General features: G+C 64.9%; 21 protein-coding genes and 4 tRNA genes. 4 read left to right on the forward strand and 21 right to left on the reverse strand.

Features of this window, described 5'->3' with window-relative positions; all coding sequences use genetic code 11:
* Positions 1–9: 9 nt before the first annotated feature.
* The gene (locus QSJ19_RS19625; protein ID WP_502876269.1) at positions 10–579 is read right to left on the reverse strand and encodes a GNAT family N-acetyltransferase; all 570 of its coding nucleotides are present in this window, start codon (positions 577–579) and stop codon (positions 10–12) included.
* Complete coding sequence (locus tag QSJ19_RS19630) at positions 580–1,005, reverse strand: DUF1622 domain-containing protein (RefSeq protein ID WP_286322671.1); 426 nt, start codon at positions 1,003–1,005, stop codon at positions 580–582.
* A 555-nt stretch (positions 1,006–1,560) separates the two neighbouring features.
* On the opposite strand from QSJ19_RS19630, the gene QSJ19_RS19640 reads away from it, so the two are divergent.
* A complete protein-coding gene (locus tag QSJ19_RS19640; protein ID WP_286322672.1) occupies positions 1,561–2,550 on the forward strand; it encodes an alpha/beta hydrolase in 990 nt (329 codons plus the stop codon).
* A gap of 25 nt (positions 2,551–2,575) precedes the next feature.
* Here QSJ19_RS19640 and QSJ19_RS19645 read toward each other — a convergent pair whose 3' ends face one another.
* From QSJ19_RS19645 to QSJ19_RS19660, 4 genes are all read right to left on the reverse strand, one after another.
* On the reverse strand, positions 2,576–2,809 hold the full coding sequence (locus QSJ19_RS19645) for a hypothetical protein (RefSeq protein WP_286322673.1): 234 nt from the start codon (positions 2,807–2,809) through the stop codon (positions 2,576–2,578).
* Between the two features lie 108 nt (positions 2,810–2,917).
* Positions 2,918–2,992 (reverse strand) — tRNA-Val (locus tag QSJ19_RS19650).
* 25 nt (positions 2,993–3,017) lie between these two features.
* Positions 3,018–3,088 (reverse strand) — tRNA-Cys (locus QSJ19_RS19655).
* Positions 3,089–3,116: 28 nt separating this feature from the next.
* Positions 3,117–3,189, reverse strand: a tRNA-Gly gene (locus tag QSJ19_RS19660).
* A gap of 214 nt (positions 3,190–3,403) precedes the next feature.
* Here QSJ19_RS19660 and QSJ19_RS19665 point away from each other — a divergent pair.
* Positions 3,404–3,478, forward strand: a tRNA-Val gene (locus QSJ19_RS19665).
* A gap of 97 nt (positions 3,479–3,575) precedes the next feature.
* A complete protein-coding gene (locus tag QSJ19_RS19670; protein ID WP_286322674.1) occupies positions 3,576–4,814 on the forward strand; it encodes an ApeA N-terminal domain 1-containing protein in 1,239 nt (412 codons plus the stop codon).
* A gap of 59 nt (positions 4,815–4,873) precedes the next feature.
* Here QSJ19_RS19670 and QSJ19_RS19675 read toward each other — a convergent pair whose 3' ends face one another.
* Positions 4,874–5,302, reverse strand: coding sequence for a hypothetical protein (locus QSJ19_RS19675; RefSeq protein ID WP_286322675.1), 429 nt, complete (start codon positions 5,300–5,302; stop codon positions 4,874–4,876).
* 79 nt (positions 5,303–5,381) lie between these two features.
* Between QSJ19_RS19675 and QSJ19_RS19680 the strand changes: the two genes are divergently transcribed.
* Positions 5,382–5,999 carry a uracil-DNA glycosylase gene (locus tag QSJ19_RS19680; RefSeq protein WP_286322677.1) on the forward strand — a complete coding sequence of 206 codons (618 nt, stop codon included), beginning with the start codon at positions 5,382–5,384 and terminating at the stop codon, positions 5,997–5,999.
* A gap of 1 nt (position 6,000) precedes the next feature.
* Here the strand turns inward: QSJ19_RS19680 and QSJ19_RS19685 are convergent, their stop codons facing one another.
* From QSJ19_RS19685 to QSJ19_RS19750, 14 genes are all read right to left on the reverse strand, one after another.
* A complete protein-coding gene (locus QSJ19_RS19685) occupies positions 6,001–6,555 on the reverse strand; it encodes a M50 family metallopeptidase (protein WP_286322678.1) in 555 nt (184 codons plus the stop codon).
* 136 nt (positions 6,556–6,691) lie between these two features.
* On the reverse strand, positions 6,692–7,456 hold the full coding sequence (locus QSJ19_RS19690; protein WP_286322680.1) for a hypothetical protein: 765 nt from the start codon (positions 7,454–7,456) through the stop codon (positions 6,692–6,694).
* Positions 7,453–8,193: a hypothetical protein gene (locus QSJ19_RS19695; RefSeq protein WP_286322681.1), complete on the reverse strand. Its 741-nt coding sequence runs from the start codon at positions 8,191–8,193 to the stop codon at positions 7,453–7,455. Before QSJ19_RS19695 ends, QSJ19_RS19690 begins: the two co-directional genes overlap by 4 nt.
* The gene (locus QSJ19_RS19700; RefSeq protein ID WP_286322682.1) at positions 8,190–8,384 is read right to left on the reverse strand and encodes a hypothetical protein; all 195 of its coding nucleotides are present in this window, start codon (positions 8,382–8,384) and stop codon (positions 8,190–8,192) included. Before QSJ19_RS19700 ends, QSJ19_RS19695 begins: the two co-directional genes overlap by 4 nt.
* Positions 8,381–8,629, reverse strand: coding sequence for a hypothetical protein (locus tag QSJ19_RS19705; protein WP_286322683.1), 249 nt, complete (start codon positions 8,627–8,629; stop codon positions 8,381–8,383). Before QSJ19_RS19705 ends, QSJ19_RS19700 begins: the two co-directional genes overlap by 4 nt.
* Positions 8,630–8,723: 94 nt before the next feature.
* Positions 8,724–8,966 carry a hypothetical protein gene (locus QSJ19_RS19710; protein ID WP_286322684.1) on the reverse strand — a complete coding sequence of 81 codons (243 nt, stop codon included), beginning with the start codon at positions 8,964–8,966 and terminating at the stop codon, positions 8,724–8,726.
* A gap of 220 nt (positions 8,967–9,186) precedes the next feature.
* A complete protein-coding gene (locus QSJ19_RS19715; RefSeq protein WP_286322685.1) occupies positions 9,187–9,741 on the reverse strand; it encodes a hypothetical protein in 555 nt (184 codons plus the stop codon).
* A gap of 90 nt (positions 9,742–9,831) precedes the next feature.
* On the reverse strand, positions 9,832–10,602 hold the full coding sequence (locus QSJ19_RS19720; protein WP_286322686.1) for a hypothetical protein: 771 nt from the start codon (positions 10,600–10,602) through the stop codon (positions 9,832–9,834).
* Positions 10,603–10,658: 56 nt separating this feature from the next.
* On the reverse strand, positions 10,659–11,396 hold the full coding sequence (locus tag QSJ19_RS19725; protein ID WP_286322688.1) for a recombinase family protein: 738 nt from the start codon (positions 11,394–11,396) through the stop codon (positions 10,659–10,661).
* A 67-nt stretch (positions 11,397–11,463) separates the two neighbouring features.
* Positions 11,464–12,117 carry a hypothetical protein gene (locus tag QSJ19_RS19730; protein ID WP_286322689.1) on the reverse strand — a complete coding sequence of 218 codons (654 nt, stop codon included), beginning with the start codon at positions 12,115–12,117 and terminating at the stop codon, positions 11,464–11,466.
* On the reverse strand, positions 12,114–12,560 hold the full coding sequence (locus tag QSJ19_RS19735; protein WP_286322690.1) for a hypothetical protein: 447 nt from the start codon (positions 12,558–12,560) through the stop codon (positions 12,114–12,116). Before QSJ19_RS19735 ends, QSJ19_RS19730 begins: the two co-directional genes overlap by 4 nt.
* A 386-nt stretch (positions 12,561–12,946) precedes the next feature.
* Positions 12,947–15,304 carry an AAA family ATPase gene (locus tag QSJ19_RS19740; RefSeq protein WP_286322691.1) on the reverse strand — a complete coding sequence of 786 codons (2,358 nt, stop codon included), beginning with the start codon at positions 15,302–15,304 and terminating at the stop codon, positions 12,947–12,949.
* A 100-nt stretch (positions 15,305–15,404) separates the two neighbouring features.
* The gene (locus QSJ19_RS19745; protein WP_286322693.1) at positions 15,405–16,139 is read right to left on the reverse strand and encodes a hypothetical protein; all 735 of its coding nucleotides are present in this window, start codon (positions 16,137–16,139) and stop codon (positions 15,405–15,407) included.
* Positions 16,136–16,360, reverse strand: coding sequence for a helix-turn-helix domain-containing protein (locus QSJ19_RS19750; RefSeq protein WP_286322695.1), 225 nt, complete (start codon positions 16,358–16,360; stop codon positions 16,136–16,138). Before QSJ19_RS19750 ends, QSJ19_RS19745 begins: the two co-directional genes overlap by 4 nt.
* Positions 16,361–16,465 lie beyond the last annotated feature (105 nt).

The raw sequence follows: 16,465 nt of genomic DNA on the forward strand, positions 1-16,465 counted from the left end.
GACCGCCGATCATCTCAGTGGACGGACGAAGACGAAATCGTGCTCGACCGTCCCGTTCAGGTCGAACGTTTTCACGCCGGCCCGGGTGAATCCGGACTTCGCGTAGAAGCGTTGCGCGCGTTCGTTCTCCTGATTGACACCGAGCCACATCGCAAGGCTCCCGCGAGCGCGGGCGCAGTCGAGGGCGGCCGTCATCAGGGACCGCGAGGGCGCCGTGGCACTGCTGCGTGCGTGATGATCGGGGAGAACATAGATCTTGGAGAGCTCGGAGACCGGTCGATCGGTGACGACGGCGGCGACATCGGGATGGGCCGGCGCCTCGTGGTGGACGAGGCCGTACCCGACGACGGGTCCGTCGACGGCGGGGCGGGCGACGAGCACGTCACTGTTCGGATTCGCGATGTGCCGGGCGAACGACCGCGCATCGAGATTGTCACGGATGAATGCGGCGATGTCGTCGGGCGTCGAGTGTGGTGGACAGGCCAGCGGGAAGGTCGCGGCCGCGACCTCGGCGACGGCGTCGGCGCCGGCCGGGTCGGTCAGGATCTCGATCAGCAGGGTGTCGTGCACAGGGGCAATCTACGCCCGGCGGTCTCGTCCGTCAGCCGCCGCAGCGGCGTCCCGCGCGACGGCGTCGCCGATCAGTTGCCCTCCGCTGGTGAGAAGCGCTCGCCGCCACGGTAGTGATTCCTCGATCTCGATCTGGATGGACATGGACAGCACGGTCCGGATCAGCACGATGAGTCCGAGGATCGCGGCGTCCTCGATCGAGGGTTTCGAGGTGATGGTCCGGATGAGGTCGGCGGCGACGAGCACCTCGAGGCCGAGAAGGATCCCGGCGCCGATCGTGTTGCGCAGCACCGTGTACGCGACCCGGCCGCCCTCGTCGCGGCGCAACGCGCGCGCAGCGAGCACGGCCGCGATGACGAAGCCGACGATCATCGCGACGGCGCCGACGACCTCGAACGTCACTGCGACGCCGGTGAAGACGGCCTCGACATCCATGCGCGACAGCCTACGCAGGGTGGTGGGTCAGACGGGTGTCATTCGCCGGCGAGGTCGGCCGACAGGTCCGCGACCGCGACCCCCTCGGGGATGCGGACCTCCTCGACACGTTCGGGGACGTCGTCGAACTCGAGGCGCAGGGCCTTTGCTCATCGTGGCGTGCATGTCGTGCATCGCGGTGATGTAGGTCAGTTGGACGATCTCCTCGGGCGACAGATGTTCGCCGTCTCCCCCTGTTGGTCGAGTAACGCCGAGCGAGCGCAGCGAGCCCGACGCGCATCGAGACCACCCCGCGCACCCCTCCGACGGATGAACGACCGTTGACGGTCGGGATCGAGTCGTCGGCGCGTGAGGTGACGGCGAACGTATCGCCCGCCGTGACGTTCGACGTCATCTGACTGAGCGTTCCACCTCATCCATTCGGATGAATTGCTGCCTCGTCGTCCCAGTGGCCACGTGCGTCTCGCGGACACCACGTTCTGCACCTCAGTGGACGGTCGTGCACCATAATCGCGGGCGGGTTGGCATCTTTCGGGGGGAAGAAGGACATGACGAATGTGGCAGAAGGCTGTCGCGGTGATGGTTGCCGCGTGCGCGGTGATCGGGGGGAGTGCGGCTGCGGCCGGGTCGGCGGGTGCGGCGCCACGCGATGAGGCGGGCGCATCCCGCATCCTCGCGGTGTCCATGACCGAGCCGAATCGTGCTCAGCTGACGGTGTTCTCGAAGGCGATGGACCGTTCGATCCGCGTCTCGGTGCTGCTCCCGCGGAATCGGGACGTCGCGAGGCCCACGCTCTATCTGCTCGACGGGATCGACGGTGGTGTGTACACCAACTACACGCAGAGCGGGTGGACCTACCAGACCGACATCGCGCGGTTCATGGCCGACAAGTCGGTCAACGTCGTGTTGCCGATCGGTGGCACCGGGTCGTACTACACGGACTGGATCTCCGACGACCCGGTCCTGGGGCTCAACAAGTGGGAGACATTCCTCTCCGAAGAGCTTCCGCCACTGATCGATTCGCGGTTCCGCGGCAATGGGACCAAGGTGATCGGCGGACTGTCGATGGGCGCTCTCGGGGCCATGTCGATAGCGGTGCGGCATCCGGAGCTGTACTCCGGGGTCGCGGCGTTCAGTGGATGCCTGGACCAGGGGACCGCCGAGCTCCGGCAGGCCACCGCGGCGTCGGTGGTGACACGCGGGGGCAACCCGGACAACATGTGGGGCCCACTGCACGACACGGACTGGGCAGAGCACGATCCCGCGCGACATGTGTCGGTCCTTCGCGGCAAGCCGATCTACGTCGCCGTCGGCAACGGTGTTCCGGACCCGGCATTGGGTCTTGCCGGTCTGGCGTCGCCGGTCGGCGGCATTCTCGAAGGCGTCGTCCTCAAGTGCACGGAGGGATTCAAGGCGCAGGCCGATCGTGCCGGTGTGAAGGCGACCTACGACTTCCGGGCCGGCCTGCACTCGTGGGGTTACTGGAACCAGGATCTGCATCGCGCATGGCCGACGATCGCGAAGGGGTTGCGTGTACCGGCGTGAACAGTGACACCCGAGCCGACTCCTGTCAGCGGGCGCGGAACACCGGGTAGGCGTCGGCATCCATCAGGTTGCCGTTCGCCCACACCGACCAGTGCTCGAGCGTCCACCCGGCGGATTCGATCGCCGAGATGATGTCGCCCCACTCCTTGCTCGACGACGAGAGTTTGGGCGTGTAGACGGTGGCGCCCTGCCGGCGCAGTTCCTGTGCTTCCGCGGAGAATTTCACGGGTCGCGGTTCCTTGGACTTTCCGAATGCCATGGCCCCATGGTGCTACTGGATGGCCGATACCACCGAGCGCCGCCGCCGCGCGACACCATCGTTCGGACGGAGAGAACAGAAGGGCCGCCCGTATCCGGGCGGCCTTCTTGGTGCGCGATACTGGGATTGAACCAGTGACCTCTTCCGTGTCAGGGAAGCGCTCTCCCGCTGAGCTAATCGCGCGAGACTATGAAGTTGGTGATCTCAGAGGCGGCGACGGGAATCGAACCCGTGTGCACGGCTTTGCAGGCCGTTGCCTCACCACTCGGCCACACCGCCAGATGCGAGTCGACTCGCACTCGCGCCGAGCGGATGACGGGATTCGAACCCGCGACCCTCACCTTGGCAAGGTGATGCGCTACCAGCTGCGCTACATCCGCGTGGTCGGGAGCGATCTTGTGGATCTTTGTTGCTCTCGACGCGAAGCAGAACACTATCCGACGACCTCATGCCTCGCCAAATCGCCTGGTCACAGCCATGTGTTCACTCGGTTGCCAGATTCGACATGACGTCGTCACCCGGATTTGGGGTAGGTGCAGGTCTGCGTGTAATCTTCCTCCTCGTGCACCGGCGCGCGCTCTCTGCGCCGAACATGGTCCCGTGGCTCAGTGGAAGAGCGTCCCGTTCACACCGGGAAGGTCGCTGGTTCGATCCCAGCCGGGACCACCAGGTCAGGGCGTTATTCGAGGTAGCCGGGCCGCAAGCGGGCCGTAGGACGACTGCGAAACTAGCAATTGTGTCGTAGGTCGCGGCTACTCTTCGCCGCATGGAACCACTAGAGACAACGGGCGAGTTCTGGTCGCCTGACGACGCCGCCAAACGTATTGAGGGAACTCTGAGTTGGGAACCCGGGTCTCGGGCTCGACTCACACTCAAGTCCCGCGTGATCGACGAATTGGCAAGCCCGCTGGAAGTCACTAGCACGGGTGCGTCGATCACTCACAGCGGCGACCCCGCGCGGATTGTGGCGGACGGGGTGCCTCGCGTATTGCTCGGCGACACCGGAGCGGGGCCAGTCACGTGCGTTGACTCGTATCTCCAACACCCTCCGACGAACGGATTTGACGTGGCGGCGATGTTTCAACAGGTCTGGGACCCCTACACCCTGATCATCGGGGCGCACCTTTCAGCTGGCCATGCAACCAAGCTCGGCGCTGTACGGGTCGTTCTCGACGGCCCGGGTTGGTGGGAGCAATTGCCCGACACCGATAGTGCGTCTAGCAACGCAGGCGAGGTGCTGTGTGAGCGCGAGGACGGACTAATGTGGTTGGAGTTCCGTCCGTCATTCACGCTCACGCTGCGCTCGGCGGACCGCACCGTGCGTTCGGTGATGACACTGATGAAGCTTGCTGTCGACGTCGATCTCACACCGCTACGAATCCAGGTCCGCGAGTCTGGGCAGACCGACTGGCTCGACGTAAAGACCCGAGACCAGGACCCCAGCAAGACGTCGTGGCCCGACCCCCACAATCTCCTTCCGCCGTCGTCTGTGACGTTGAACCGCATCGCGGGCTGGCTCGCAATCGAGCAGACCATGGACGGACTCGCGGCTGCTGTCGCGAACCCGGTTGAGAAGCAGGCCATGCAGGTGCAGGGCCTCGTGGCGTGCTCGCTCATCGAGGGCATTCACAAGCGCATCGTCGGCGGAAAGAAGGACTACATCGATCGCGTGCGTGATCTGCACGCGGCAGCGCAGAGGATCGCCCCCGAGATAACAGAGCCGGTGGCGAAGTGGGACGAGGTCATCAGGAACGCCCGCAACGACCTGGCGCACCACAACACCGGACGTCCGTTCGAGGAGCAGGTCTACAACTGGATGATCGCTGAGTCGTCGGCAATTTGGGTGTTGAGGCTGTGCCTGCTCTCGCACGCTGGTTTCACCGACCAGGAGATTGCGGCCGCGTTGAGCGACCACCAGCGTTATGAGTTCTACCGCGAGAACTTGAAGATGCACGTCAAGGAGCGTGCCCACGAATTAGCCGCGATGTCCTCTGGTACGCCCTAGTCCTCGCAACGGATGCTAGGTTCTTGGCCATGGGCGCTCTGGGGGCCGTGGACAGTGGTCTAGGACAGCAGGTTTCCACCCGCTCCGCCGAGTGCGCCGATGGCGATCTGCGACGCCGCCCCGCCCAGCAACAACGCGACCTGGCGGAAGCGGCTGCGCTCCTCTTGGGGCCGCGAATCGTCATCGGCGACGGCCTGTAGCGCCGAGATCAGGCGCTCCAGCTGTGTCTCAGGGGAAGGCCACTGCCCGGCAACCCGCAGTGCTTGACCGGTCGGCGGGCCAGCAATAGAGACAGCCCCGCTGGTGTCCTCGTCTACGTCAAAGTACGGTTCTCGGCCGAGAGCTCGCACCGCGCGCTGCACTGTTTCGACATCAAACCCGCACGCTCTCATCAGCTGGTTCGTTTGGACGGGCCCGCCCGTCTCGTCGTATATCTCCACTGCTGCTCGCAGCACCGGCAGGTCCCGCTCCGTCCAGGTGTCATTCATGCGCGTGAGTATGCCTCTGCGCTCTGACATTTCCCTCGGATTGAGCGGAGCTGTCGGTAGGAGCCGATACAGTTCGCGCATGGTCCGGATGATGGCTGATGCACGGTATCGACGTGAGCAGGCGGGCGGGGTCTACTTGCCGCACGTCGAGCCGATAAATCGCCTTGTCGATGAATTGCGTACTGATGATGAGTGGATGCCGTACGTCGCGCCCGCGATGGGCGGTATCAACGCGCGTTTGCTGGTGATCTTCCGCGACCCAGGGCCCAAGACGCGCGACGGTCAGGGGAGCGGGATGCTGAGCCCCGAGAACGATGATCCATCAGCGGAACGACTCATCACGTTGCTCACCGACGCCGGTATCGAGGTCGGGGACGTCATGGGGTGGAACTCATTTCCCTGGTACATCAACCGCAAGCCCACGTCGCCAGAAGTCGATCGCGGTCTGCCGGTGCTGAGACGGGTCGTTGAGCTGTGCCCGAACCTCAAGGTCGTCATGGCGCACGGAGGGGATGCTCAGGTGGCGTGGAAGCGATTCCGCCGCCGCTATCCCGCCGATGCGCGCGGGCTCACCACAATCGAGAGCTACCACACCAGCCGACAGGCACTATGGACACCTGATCCGGCTATCCGCGAGCAGCGCGAGCAACATCTGCGAGATTCGTTCGCGGAGGCCGCCGACGCCCTGCGAGCTTGAGTCAGAGCAGCGCAGCGGGCGTCACCTTGAAGCTACCGGGAGCGCTGCCGGATCGGATCGAGGCGAGGGCGAACGCTCGCGCCTCGGGCTCGTGCTCGGGTAAGAACAGTGCCTTGTCGATGTCGGCCTGGGTCGCACTGCCGTTGATGAACAAAACCCTCGCCAATCCAGTGATCGAGCCCCAGCAGTTCGAGATCAAGCGCGGTACGTCGGCCGGTCGCTCGTCACCGCTCTCGCGGACGACCTTCTCATCCTGACGGCCACCGGCCATCAACACCCGACGCAACGCAGCAGAGGGAGGCGGACCCCCATGTCGCCAGAAGGCTTCGCTGTACGGCCCGGCGAACGCGATGCGGGCGTTGTTGACGCCGGGGAAGGTTTCGTGAGACAAGGTGCATTGCCCCAGAGTCGTCGGGTGATCGGGAGTCAGTTCTACGACGCCGACCTCGTCACCGAGGAGGGTCGCGGTGATCGCATGACCACTTTCGTGAATCGCGATTGCGAATTGTTCGCGCTCGGCGGCGGTGATGTCTCTCAACATCAGTTTCTTGCCCATCGGGGGTGTCCTATCTGTGAGGTGAAGGTGACGATCCGGCACCGGCAAGGTGGTCCGTAACCAAGCCCCTGCCGGTGCCGGTTGGGGGTGGCAGTGAAAGGTGTAAGCCCGCCGCCCCCGATCAGACGCCAGGTGGTCAGGTGAGCGTCGCCGACGCGATCGCGGCTTCGTAGCCGACAACAACGGATCTCTCGGCGATCGCGACGAACTCGTTCGTCTCGGCGCTGATGGTCTCGCGGAGGGCGACCTCGTCACGCCAGCCGAACGTCGGGCTGGTGGCGATCAGCGCCTTGCCGAGGCCATCGACGTAGCCACCGCCAAACACCCAGGTATGGCCGAGGGGTGTCTTGAATGTCGAGCCGGTGCGGATGATGAGGTTGGCGGCCGAGGCTGCCGCCGCGACGCCGGCCGACGCGTGGATGAATCCGGTGGTGTTCGTCTTCGCGAGTTCGGCCTCCAGATGGCCGACGGCGGACACTAGATCGCTCGGTGCCGGACCAGCAGGTGCGTCGGCGATGAGCCGGGCGGCGATCTCACGCTCGACGGCGACCGGCTCCAGTAGGCGGAGGTTCTGCCGAGCGCGCAGGCGTACCTCGTCCTGGGACAGCGCCGTAATGTCGCACTGGTCGTACGCCCAGACGGTGATCGGGTCGAACGGGTCGGTCTCGGGATCAGGACGCTCACCGTCCTTGAGTTCGTCGCCCGGGTCGCCGCACCATTCCGCCGCCCAGACGCCGAAGGCATCCCCGCCGCCGAAGTTGTGCGGCCGGACCTGCACACCGCTGGCGAGCCAGCGCGGGATCGGGTCGTCGGTCCACTGGGTCACCCCGTAGAGCCCCGAGGGGCTGGGGTTGACGAGCGGTGCCTCGAAGCGGACCGGGTGAAGGGTGGGGGTGGTCATTGCGTTGCCTCAATTCCGAGTTCGTGCAGTGTTTTTCGGTGTGCGTCGAGTTCGTCCTCGTGCGGGCGGTCGACCGGGCGGGGGTTCTGCTCGCGGTAGGTGCGAGCACGGTGAATGCGACGCGACAGGTCCAGCACCGCGCGGTCGAGGTCCCGCAGCTCAGCGGTGAGTGCCTGACTGAGGGCGCTGGGTTCGCCGTCCACGGTCTGTGCCACCGCGCCGAGCGCATCGGCCAGCGGCCGGGCATACGTGGCGGCTAGCTCGATCAGCGGGGCCACCCAGGTACCGGCGAGCACATGCTCCCGGGTGATGACCGGAGCGGTGGGCTTCGACAGGCCAACCAACGCGGCGCGGGCGCGTTCACGATCAGCGGGAGCGAGGGTGTCGAGCTTGCCCCTTGCGTCGCGGGCGGTCACCGTCCCCGCCACCGAGGTCACGAGAGCGTGCACGGCGGTGGTGATGGTCTCGGCGGCGTTGGTGTACGACCCGGGGCACGGCTCGGCGGCCAGCTCGGCCGCGACCGGCGAGAGCACACCCTCGATCTCGGCGGCGAGGTCGAAACTGCCGTTGTAGGCGACGATGTGGGCGTGACGCCGCCGCTCCCGCAACTCGTCCTGGCTGTAGACGCGCGGGGTGCGTCGGGTGGGCCATTGGCGCTGCTCTCGGCGGATCGTGGCGAACCGATCGCCGGACGTACTGACCTTGGCGATGTCGCCGCGCTTGATTCGGGTGGTCATGCGGAGTGCTCCTTGTCGAGGGTGGTGATGGTGGGGCCGCTGGTCGCAGCTTTGAGGGCGAGGTCGGGTCGGCCGTGGGCGGCGAGGCGGAATACCTCACCGACCCAGTCGGGGGCGATTGAGTCGGCCGATGAGGCGGTGGCCCACATCTGCCGGCCGATCTCGTCCGGCTCGATCGCGGCGGCGGTCATGCCGCATACACCTTCGGGCCGATCGCCTTGTCGAACTCGTCGGCGAGCCTGATCAGCGGCGACCCGCCGACCTTGACGACGGCGATCTCGCCGCGTTGCCAAAGCTCGGTGACGGCCTCCTGCACCGCCCAATAGCTGCCGGTGATCGTGGGTCGGATGGTCGCGAGCCGGACGAGGGTGCCGTCGGCGTCGGGGTCGCGTCGGCGTAGTTCGGTCATGATCTGGGTCTCGATGGTGGTGGTCATGCGGGACTCCTCGTGGTGTCGTGCGGTGGTGGTCCTTCTCGGTTGTGGGACGCGCACGGTGGTGAGGATCAGGTCGACATGGTGACCTCCCCGATCAGGTCGACATGGTGACCTCCCCGATGAGGGAATCGAGCACGGCATCGGCCTGGTCCTGATCGACGAGCCCGGAGGCGACCTCGCGATTCACGGCGGCGCGCAGCCTCCACCACGACAGCGCTGCCCGCGCCTCATCGACGCGGGGGCCGCTCGTTTCGCCACGGCTGGCGAGAACTCCGAGCCGAGATCGCCACCCGGCCATCGACCGGCTGCGGGGGTCGGCCATCGCTTGCGTGCTCATGCTCACGATGTAAGCAAGTCGGGGTGCAACCGACTTCGGCCTCAAGGACCTGGAGAGTGCCTCGAATGTCAGAACCCGTTGCGTTGCTGGTGGTTTAGTGTCCAGCAGTGCAGCCGAGGTGGCGTCGCAATCGAGCGGCGTAGCGTCGGCGTGCTGACCGGGGTAAGCACGATTTCGAGCGAGATCGTGCTACCGAGTGGCATCACGCGAGGGCTAGTCGTCACGTGACGGCTTCGTAGCCGACCTGCCGGGGGGTGAACGGCGACCGCTGGCGTGATGGTTGGGCAGCTCGTCCCCTGAGTAGCGCAGTCAGCTCGGCGATACGCGGTAGCACCGCTTCGAGATCGCGAGCCAGGTCGGCGGCGACGTCAGGCGAGATCGACGCGGGCAATGTTTCGCCGAGTGGGTCAACTCCGAGGTACATGACGCCCGTAACCCAATCGCGGATCACCGCGCCGCCGTCCCATTGATGAGCTGTTTCGATCGCGTCGGCGCGGGTCTTCTTCTTGCTCGCAGGTATCGACTCGGCCTCGGCGAGTCGATCGGCTTGGGTTCGGTACCAGCGTAAACGTCCGGCCATCCACTCATCGCCCGGCGGCACGGGTGACGGGGCGGCCGGAATCGTCACGGGCGAGCTATTCGTCACGTGAGTGGTAGACGTCGCGTGACGGGCGCGGTATGCCTTCTGCTGGCAGCTACGGCCGCAGTAGAGGGCGTCCACCCGACCGTAGAACGTCGAGCCGCAGATCGAGCAGGTGCGCTGGGAGGCGGGCATGGCGTGACAATACCGAGAGCGCTAGGTGTTATGGCCGTCGACCGTGTCCCTTAATCCTCACGTGAGGATTATGTGGGTGGTCGTCGTTGCTCAGGGCTGCGGGCGCTGGGACTCAGGCAGGGTCTCGATGTAATCGTGCTGTGGAAGCACTCGGAGCTGGCGCATTGTCGGTACGGTCCAGCCTTCTTCGCCGGGGCGAGGTCCCCAATCGTCGAGCCACCAGGGCAGGATTCCGAGGACGTCCCGAATGCCGTCGTTGTCGGGGTCCGTCGAGAACTCCATCCCGAACTTGCGGAGAGCGAAGATGCTGTCGTTGACGTACTTCAGCCCAGCCAATACTTCGCCAGCCTCGGCCTCGGTAATCGTCACCGTCTTGCGGTTATGCATTGCCCAACCGCTGTCGATACGCATCTCGTCGGGCTCTCGGTAGGGCACCCTGCGAATGGTCACCGACTGGTTGGGCGTCTCACCGGAGATGGAAGTGAAGTGCAGCATGTGGCCGAGATCGTCACGCATCGCCTTGGCACGCTTGCACTCGGCGGTCCACTCGGTCTCGCTGGGCAGGCGGATGTTCAGCCATCGGGCGATGCGCCGCAGGTCGCGGGCCACGTTGTCGCCGTCCGGATAGACGAACGGCGGCTCGGTCGGTGGATTCTCCTCGATCACGTAACGGAAGAACCGAACCTCCTCGATCACGGTCTCCCAGGCGCCGCACACCTGCCAAAGCAGTCGCTCAATGATCGGAGAGGGCCAAAACAGCCGGGCAGCCGCGCGTTCGTTCGCTTGGACTTGACGCCAAATCGCGTCGGGCTGCTCACTGAGCGGTAGCGACGAGATCGGCGGTTCGGCATCGGAACTCATGGCCGCAACCCTATCGGCCACAACGCCATACAAGCTCGGGGTTTACATCGCTCGGACTACGCCGCCGGGTGATCGGGGTCGGTCGCTTCGAGGTGGGCGGTGATTGCTCGGCCTCGTCGGCCGTCGAGCACCCGGCGCACGGCGTTAGCGTGCCAGGTGGTCGACCCGCTGCTGGTCTGCACGCCGTCAGCCTCCAGAGATGAGCCGATCGAGCGCAACGATGCACCCCCGTACGCAGCTCGGCAGATGCGCTCGACGACGGCGTCAGTCAGCTTGGAGGGCGTGCCGAGCTGGACGCCCTGCGCCCGCTTCTCAGCCAGCGCCTCGCGGGTGCGCTGCGAGATCATGTCCCGCTCGAACTCGGAGAACACCCGCAACATGTTCATCGCGGCCCGGCCAGCCGGGGTGGTTGTGTCGACCATCTGGTCAGCGGTGGTGATTCGCCATCCCTGCCTCGCTGCGATGCGATCGAGGTCAACCGCATCGGCCAGCGATCGGCTGATCCGGTCGAGCTTGGCAGCGAGCAGGGTCTCAGCCTGTCGATTCGCCAGCGCGTCGAGGGCATCGCTCATCGCGGGTCGTTTGGTGGGTGCGGTGCCACCGCTCACTCCCGCATCCTCGAACCACTCGACGATCGTCAACCCACGCGCCTCGGCGTATGCCTCGATGGTTCGCCGTTGGGCATCGAGGCCGAGCCCCGAGTCGGACTGCTCAGTCGTCGACACCCGAAGGTAGGCGACCGCCGTGCCAGACGGGGCGGTGGGTCGGGTCCGAGTGACGCGCATGTTGGCCATGCTCCTAGTCTATATCGTTACCCCGACGACGGTTGGAGTAACACTGTTGTGTGCGTTGCCAATTCGATCAGCCCCACCCTGCCGCCTCGCCGCCGATCTCGATGATGGGCTGACGACGTCCGCTGATACTGCGGGCAAGCGCCGGGTTGGTGACACCGGGAGGTCCGAACGTTCCGACGGGTGCTCGATAGCGCCGCTGACTCGACGTGACCTGCTCGACCTCGACGATCTCGGCCTCGATGATCTCCTTATCGCCGCTCTCGTCGGGCTCAGGCGGTGGGGGTACATCGACTGCGGGCGAAGGCTGTTCGTGCGTCTCCGGCTCGCTCAGCTCCGGGGCGGGCTCATCCCACGGCTCGGCCTCGGCGGGTGCGGCCAGCGCGGGGTGGTCGTCGGCGTCGCACCACGCAGTGCGCCGCCATGCCGCCGCCCGTTCGTCCTCGCTCAGTATCCGCAGCACCTCCTCGAACACCTGGAGATGCTGACTCCATAGCGGGCCATCGCGGCGAACGTCGCCGAAGACCCTGACGATGCCCTCGGCGACCTCGCGATCAAGAGCGTCGGGGGTGAGGTCGCCGTCGGCGATACGTTGATCGACGGCCAGGCCTGCCGTCAACAGACCGAGCGTGTCGGTGTCGAGGTTGGCGTCGGCGGCGGTACGGGCAACCCCCATCGCCGCTCGGATCGACTCAGCCTTGGGGTTGGTGTGAGTCTCGGTCATTCGATTACCTGTCCGTCGATGGTGGCTAGTAATTCGCGTTCGAGCTGGTCGAACCGGTCGGCAGTCGCCACTGCTACTTGGTGCTGGTGGCGCTCAGGTGCATGGAGCCCGTAGAGCTTCGCGAGTTCGTTGTCCTGGGCGTTGATCGTCCGCAGCAGGGATGCGGCGGCGGACCAGTCCTGCGATGACACAGCTCGTGCGAGTGCCTTGGTGGCGACGCCTGTCGTGACCCGCTTGCGTTCGATGATCTCGGCGAGCACGGTGTCACCGTCCGGAACGGGGTTGCGGTCGAGGTATCGCTTGTAGGCGCGCTGCGCACCACCGTTCGACGTGTACCCACACTCGTCGCGGATAGCCGACCAAGATAGCCCGGCAACTGAGCGAAGATAGAACACTCGCTCAGCTCGGGCGCGGGCATCGCGCAAGGGCATCACCTGGGGCATGCCGCAATCATGCCGCAGAACGGTGCAGACCAAGAACGCCGACAGGGGAGGTTAATACGTTGGCGCGGGCGATGATTCGATCCCACAGCTTCTCCACCCGTCCGCCTCGGCGACGGCGTGATCGACGGTACGCCGCTTGTCAGAAATCTCCCTCGCGCGTGGTCTCGTGTGAGATTTATGTGATTTATGTTCTTACCTGGGGTTATAGGCGAGATTCATAGGAGATTTATGAAGAGATTTACGGGAGATTCTTGGTGCGCCATGAATCTCAATACCCCACAAGAATCGCACTCATGAATCTCCCATGAATCTCATGTGTTTGCCCAGGTGAGAGCAAGAATCTCAAGAATCTCACCTGGGCACGCGCGCGAGCAATCTCGGACCCGTCAGTCTTCCAGGGACCAGTACGTCCGCTTATCCTTGCCGAAGCCCTCCGAGCGCGTCGCGATCGCCGGATCGTCGCATCGAGACCTGGCGCTGATGAGTTGCTTGCGCGTGTATTCCTTGGCCTTGCCCGCTTCGACCACGTCATCGAGATCAACCTCGCCAGTGTCGGGGTCGCGGTGCTCCGAGATGTAGTCGATAAGGAACTTCATCTGCGGGGACTTGCGTGGTCGGATTGTTCGGGAGTCGGCGAGCACATCATCGACACTGCGGTCGGCCCAGCCGGTAAAGCTGAACACGCCCGTCGAGGTTTTGCCCTTGGGGGTGTCGACGACCGCCTGGTCAATCCGGTAGGTGAGCGAAGGGAGATCACTCCGGCCGACGGAGTGTTTGGGCTGTGTGAAGACTCGCTCATCACCATCGTCCGCGAACACCATCACGGCTCGGGCGACGTCCTTGAACGCACCGCTTCCGGTGATCCGACTCAGCGCATCGAGTCCAGTTGCTTTGTTGAAGTGAGCGATTGCGACCACGGCCGCGCCGGTCTCGTCGGCCATCGCGGCCAACGGCTCCAGAGCCCGCCGAACATCTTTACTGGCGTTGGCGTCCAGGCCGCCGCCGATGGTACTCATGAGCGGGTCAACAACCACAAGCGCAACCTCGTGAGCAGTGATTTGCTCGGTAAGGAGCCCGACGTCGTCAGGCAGGCACAAGGTTGCCGAGCTGGTTTCGTGTTCAACGACTTCGACCCGCGCGATCATCGAGAGATCGGCGTGTGCAGCCATTAAACGAGGCACGAGGGTGTGTCGCCAGCTGTCCTCGGTTGCGAGGTAGAACACCCGCTTCGGGGTGCCGTAGTGCTCTCCGGGGAGTAGCCCGCGAGTGATCTTGGCGGCCAGCCAGATGCCGAAGCTCGACTTTCCCGAGCCCTCGCGGCCCGCCGCAATCGACACCATCCCACACGCGAGACGTCCATCAGTCTCAACCTCCGGGCGTGACCAGCTGTGCCCCGGCGCAACACAGGCAATATCACCGACCACGAACGGGTCGACCGCGTCGGTTTCCGCCGATTTCGGAGCCAGGTTCCGTCCCGTGATGTCCACCCACAGCCATACGACAGGTTCGGGCTCAATTGTGTTAGCCCAGGTGATTTCGAGTCGCCGTTTCGAGGACGAAGGCATATCTCTTCCGGGTTTGTTCCCCTCAGCAGCAAGAGACATCGGCTCATCGTCGAACAAGTCCATCACTGCCATTGCCTCCCCGACATTGCCGTCAAACTCGGTCACGGCAACTGCCTGGAGCTTGCTGATGTTGTTGTGCGGCCAGCCACTGAACTGTCCGCGGTCGCCGGTCGTCCAGAAATGAAGGGGCGGGTTATCGGGGTCGTGCTGGGTGACGGTGCAACCGGCCTCGTGGGCCGTCGCAGACTTGTCGCTGGCATGGACGCCCGGGGCGGTCCACGTTTCACAGCCACACGTGTCGGTCCGCTCGGTCGGCGACCAGTCCGGACCCAGAATTTCCGCCCACGGCCGTGACTGGCTCCATTCGACAATCGACGTGGACTCGTCGGATGCACCCGCCATCTCGGACTGCCGCGCCGTTGTTGCGGCGTGCTCAGCCAAGCGACCAAGCAGCCACTCGGGGATTACGTGAACGTCACCGGTGCCCTCGTAGGCTCCCTCCTTGCGAGTGGACGGAGGAACCAGAACATACCGTTCGCCCCACATCACCGTGTAACCACCGGAAGCGGTCCACGTTCCAGATCGGCTCGGCAACTCCACGTCATCGGGGACCACGAACCAGAAATGACCGCCGTCTTTGTGTACCCAGCGGCCTCGTTCGTCGCAGACTCCCGGCGACCGGACTGTCGGTGCGAGGTCGGAGGGCGCGTCAGTGTCGGAGAGAAACGACTGCACATGATCGGCCGTATCGCAATCCACCACAACAATGTTCGAGGGACCGAGCTTGACGCCGAGATTGATCGGGACGTCGTCGCCGAAGATGGTGACGTATTGATCGAGGTATCCGTCTAAAACGCCGGCATCAGTGGTAGCGAGGTAGTGCCCCGACTTCGACTTCACCCGTCGCCAGTCGGCTCGCCCTGCCGCTTTCGCTTCGCGCTGCGCGTCCTGATCGTCGGCGAGTCGCGCTCGCACGGTGCGGGTGTCGGCGGGAGCTTTCGATCCCGGGTACACGAACAGGGTGTGTATACCGGCGTCGGTGAGATCGCGGAGGTATTCACGCACAGCGCTGCGGTCGGTGGAAAGGGGAGCTGCGCCCAGCGTTTTCGTCAGAGCGATTGCGCGTTGCTCGATCTTCTGGGTGGCGGCGTCAGTCGCGGTAGAATGATCGCGGATCACGTCCTCGATCCTTTCGGTGGTGTTGGAGGCCCCTGGATTCTCGGCTGGGGGCCTTCGCCGTTGTTTGTGGGAGCTGCGGGTTGGTGGATTCGCGCAGCCGTCACGGAAGCGAACGCAGCGATGCCACGCCGTGCGTCTCCAGGTCCCTGATCGCTCGCTGGTGGCGGGAGGCGGCCTCGGTGTTGGCGGCGATGTTCTTGGTCAGCATGGTGATTCGAGCTTGGTGCTGGTCGATCGTCGCGTCACCCCACGCAACCGTGGTTCCATCGGGCATCGCGAACGTCGAATCAAGCAGCTCCTGAGTCCACTTGATCCGCAACGACTGTTCGTACTCGGAGATCAGGCCGCTGAGATTGAGGTTGAACTGCTCTCGCCGTTCAGCTTCTCGCTCAGCTCCTTCTCGCAGGTGTATCCGAGCGGCCTCGCACTCACCGCACGGGCACCCGTCGGCGGCGGCTCCGTCCTTCCGGAGGTTGCCGTGGCCGCGTCGATCCCACCGGTATTGCTGGTTGCGCTCAGCAGTTTCGGTCTTGCGCTGCTCCGGAGTCATCGCGGCGAGTCGCTGGCGTTCAGCCTCAGCGGCGTCACGTCGTGCCTCGACTTCCGCTTTCCGTTCTGCCTCCAGCGTTCTCGCGCGCCGTCGTGCGCGCACTTCCTCAGACAGTTGCACGATGACGAACACGTTCACGTCGCCGGGGTCGAGGGCGGGAAGCAGCTCCCTGATTGCGTCGGTGAGCTCCCTGGAAGGAATATCGCCAACGTGGCGCTCGACACGGTCGAGAAGTCTGGCGCTGACGTCGAGCTGAGTGATGATCTGGTCTGTCAGCGTGCTCATCGTGCGCCGCCGTAGATTTCCGTCGGGATCATCGGCTCCAGGAGAGCGTCGACGTCGGCTGCTTTGAGTCGGATTCTCGCCTTCGGGCGGCTGCTCAAGCGGTACGCAGGCAGACGGCCCGACGAAATCAGCTCGCGGAGTGTGTCTTCGGAATACCGGGTGCGTTTCGCAGCCTCTGCGATCGTTTCCCACGCGGTGTGGGTCGTGCTGGCGGGTGCCATTTCGGCGTCCTCTCCCTCGTAACGAGAGCCAGACCCGCAGACTCCTTCCGGAACCTACGGGTCAAGCCCGTGGTCGCGGAAGGGTCTATCCCTGCCTAGAGAAAA

Source organism: Gordonia sp. ABSL11-1, from assembly GCF_030315685.1.
Classification (GTDB): Bacteria; Actinomycetota; Actinomycetes; order Mycobacteriales; family Mycobacteriaceae; genus Gordonia.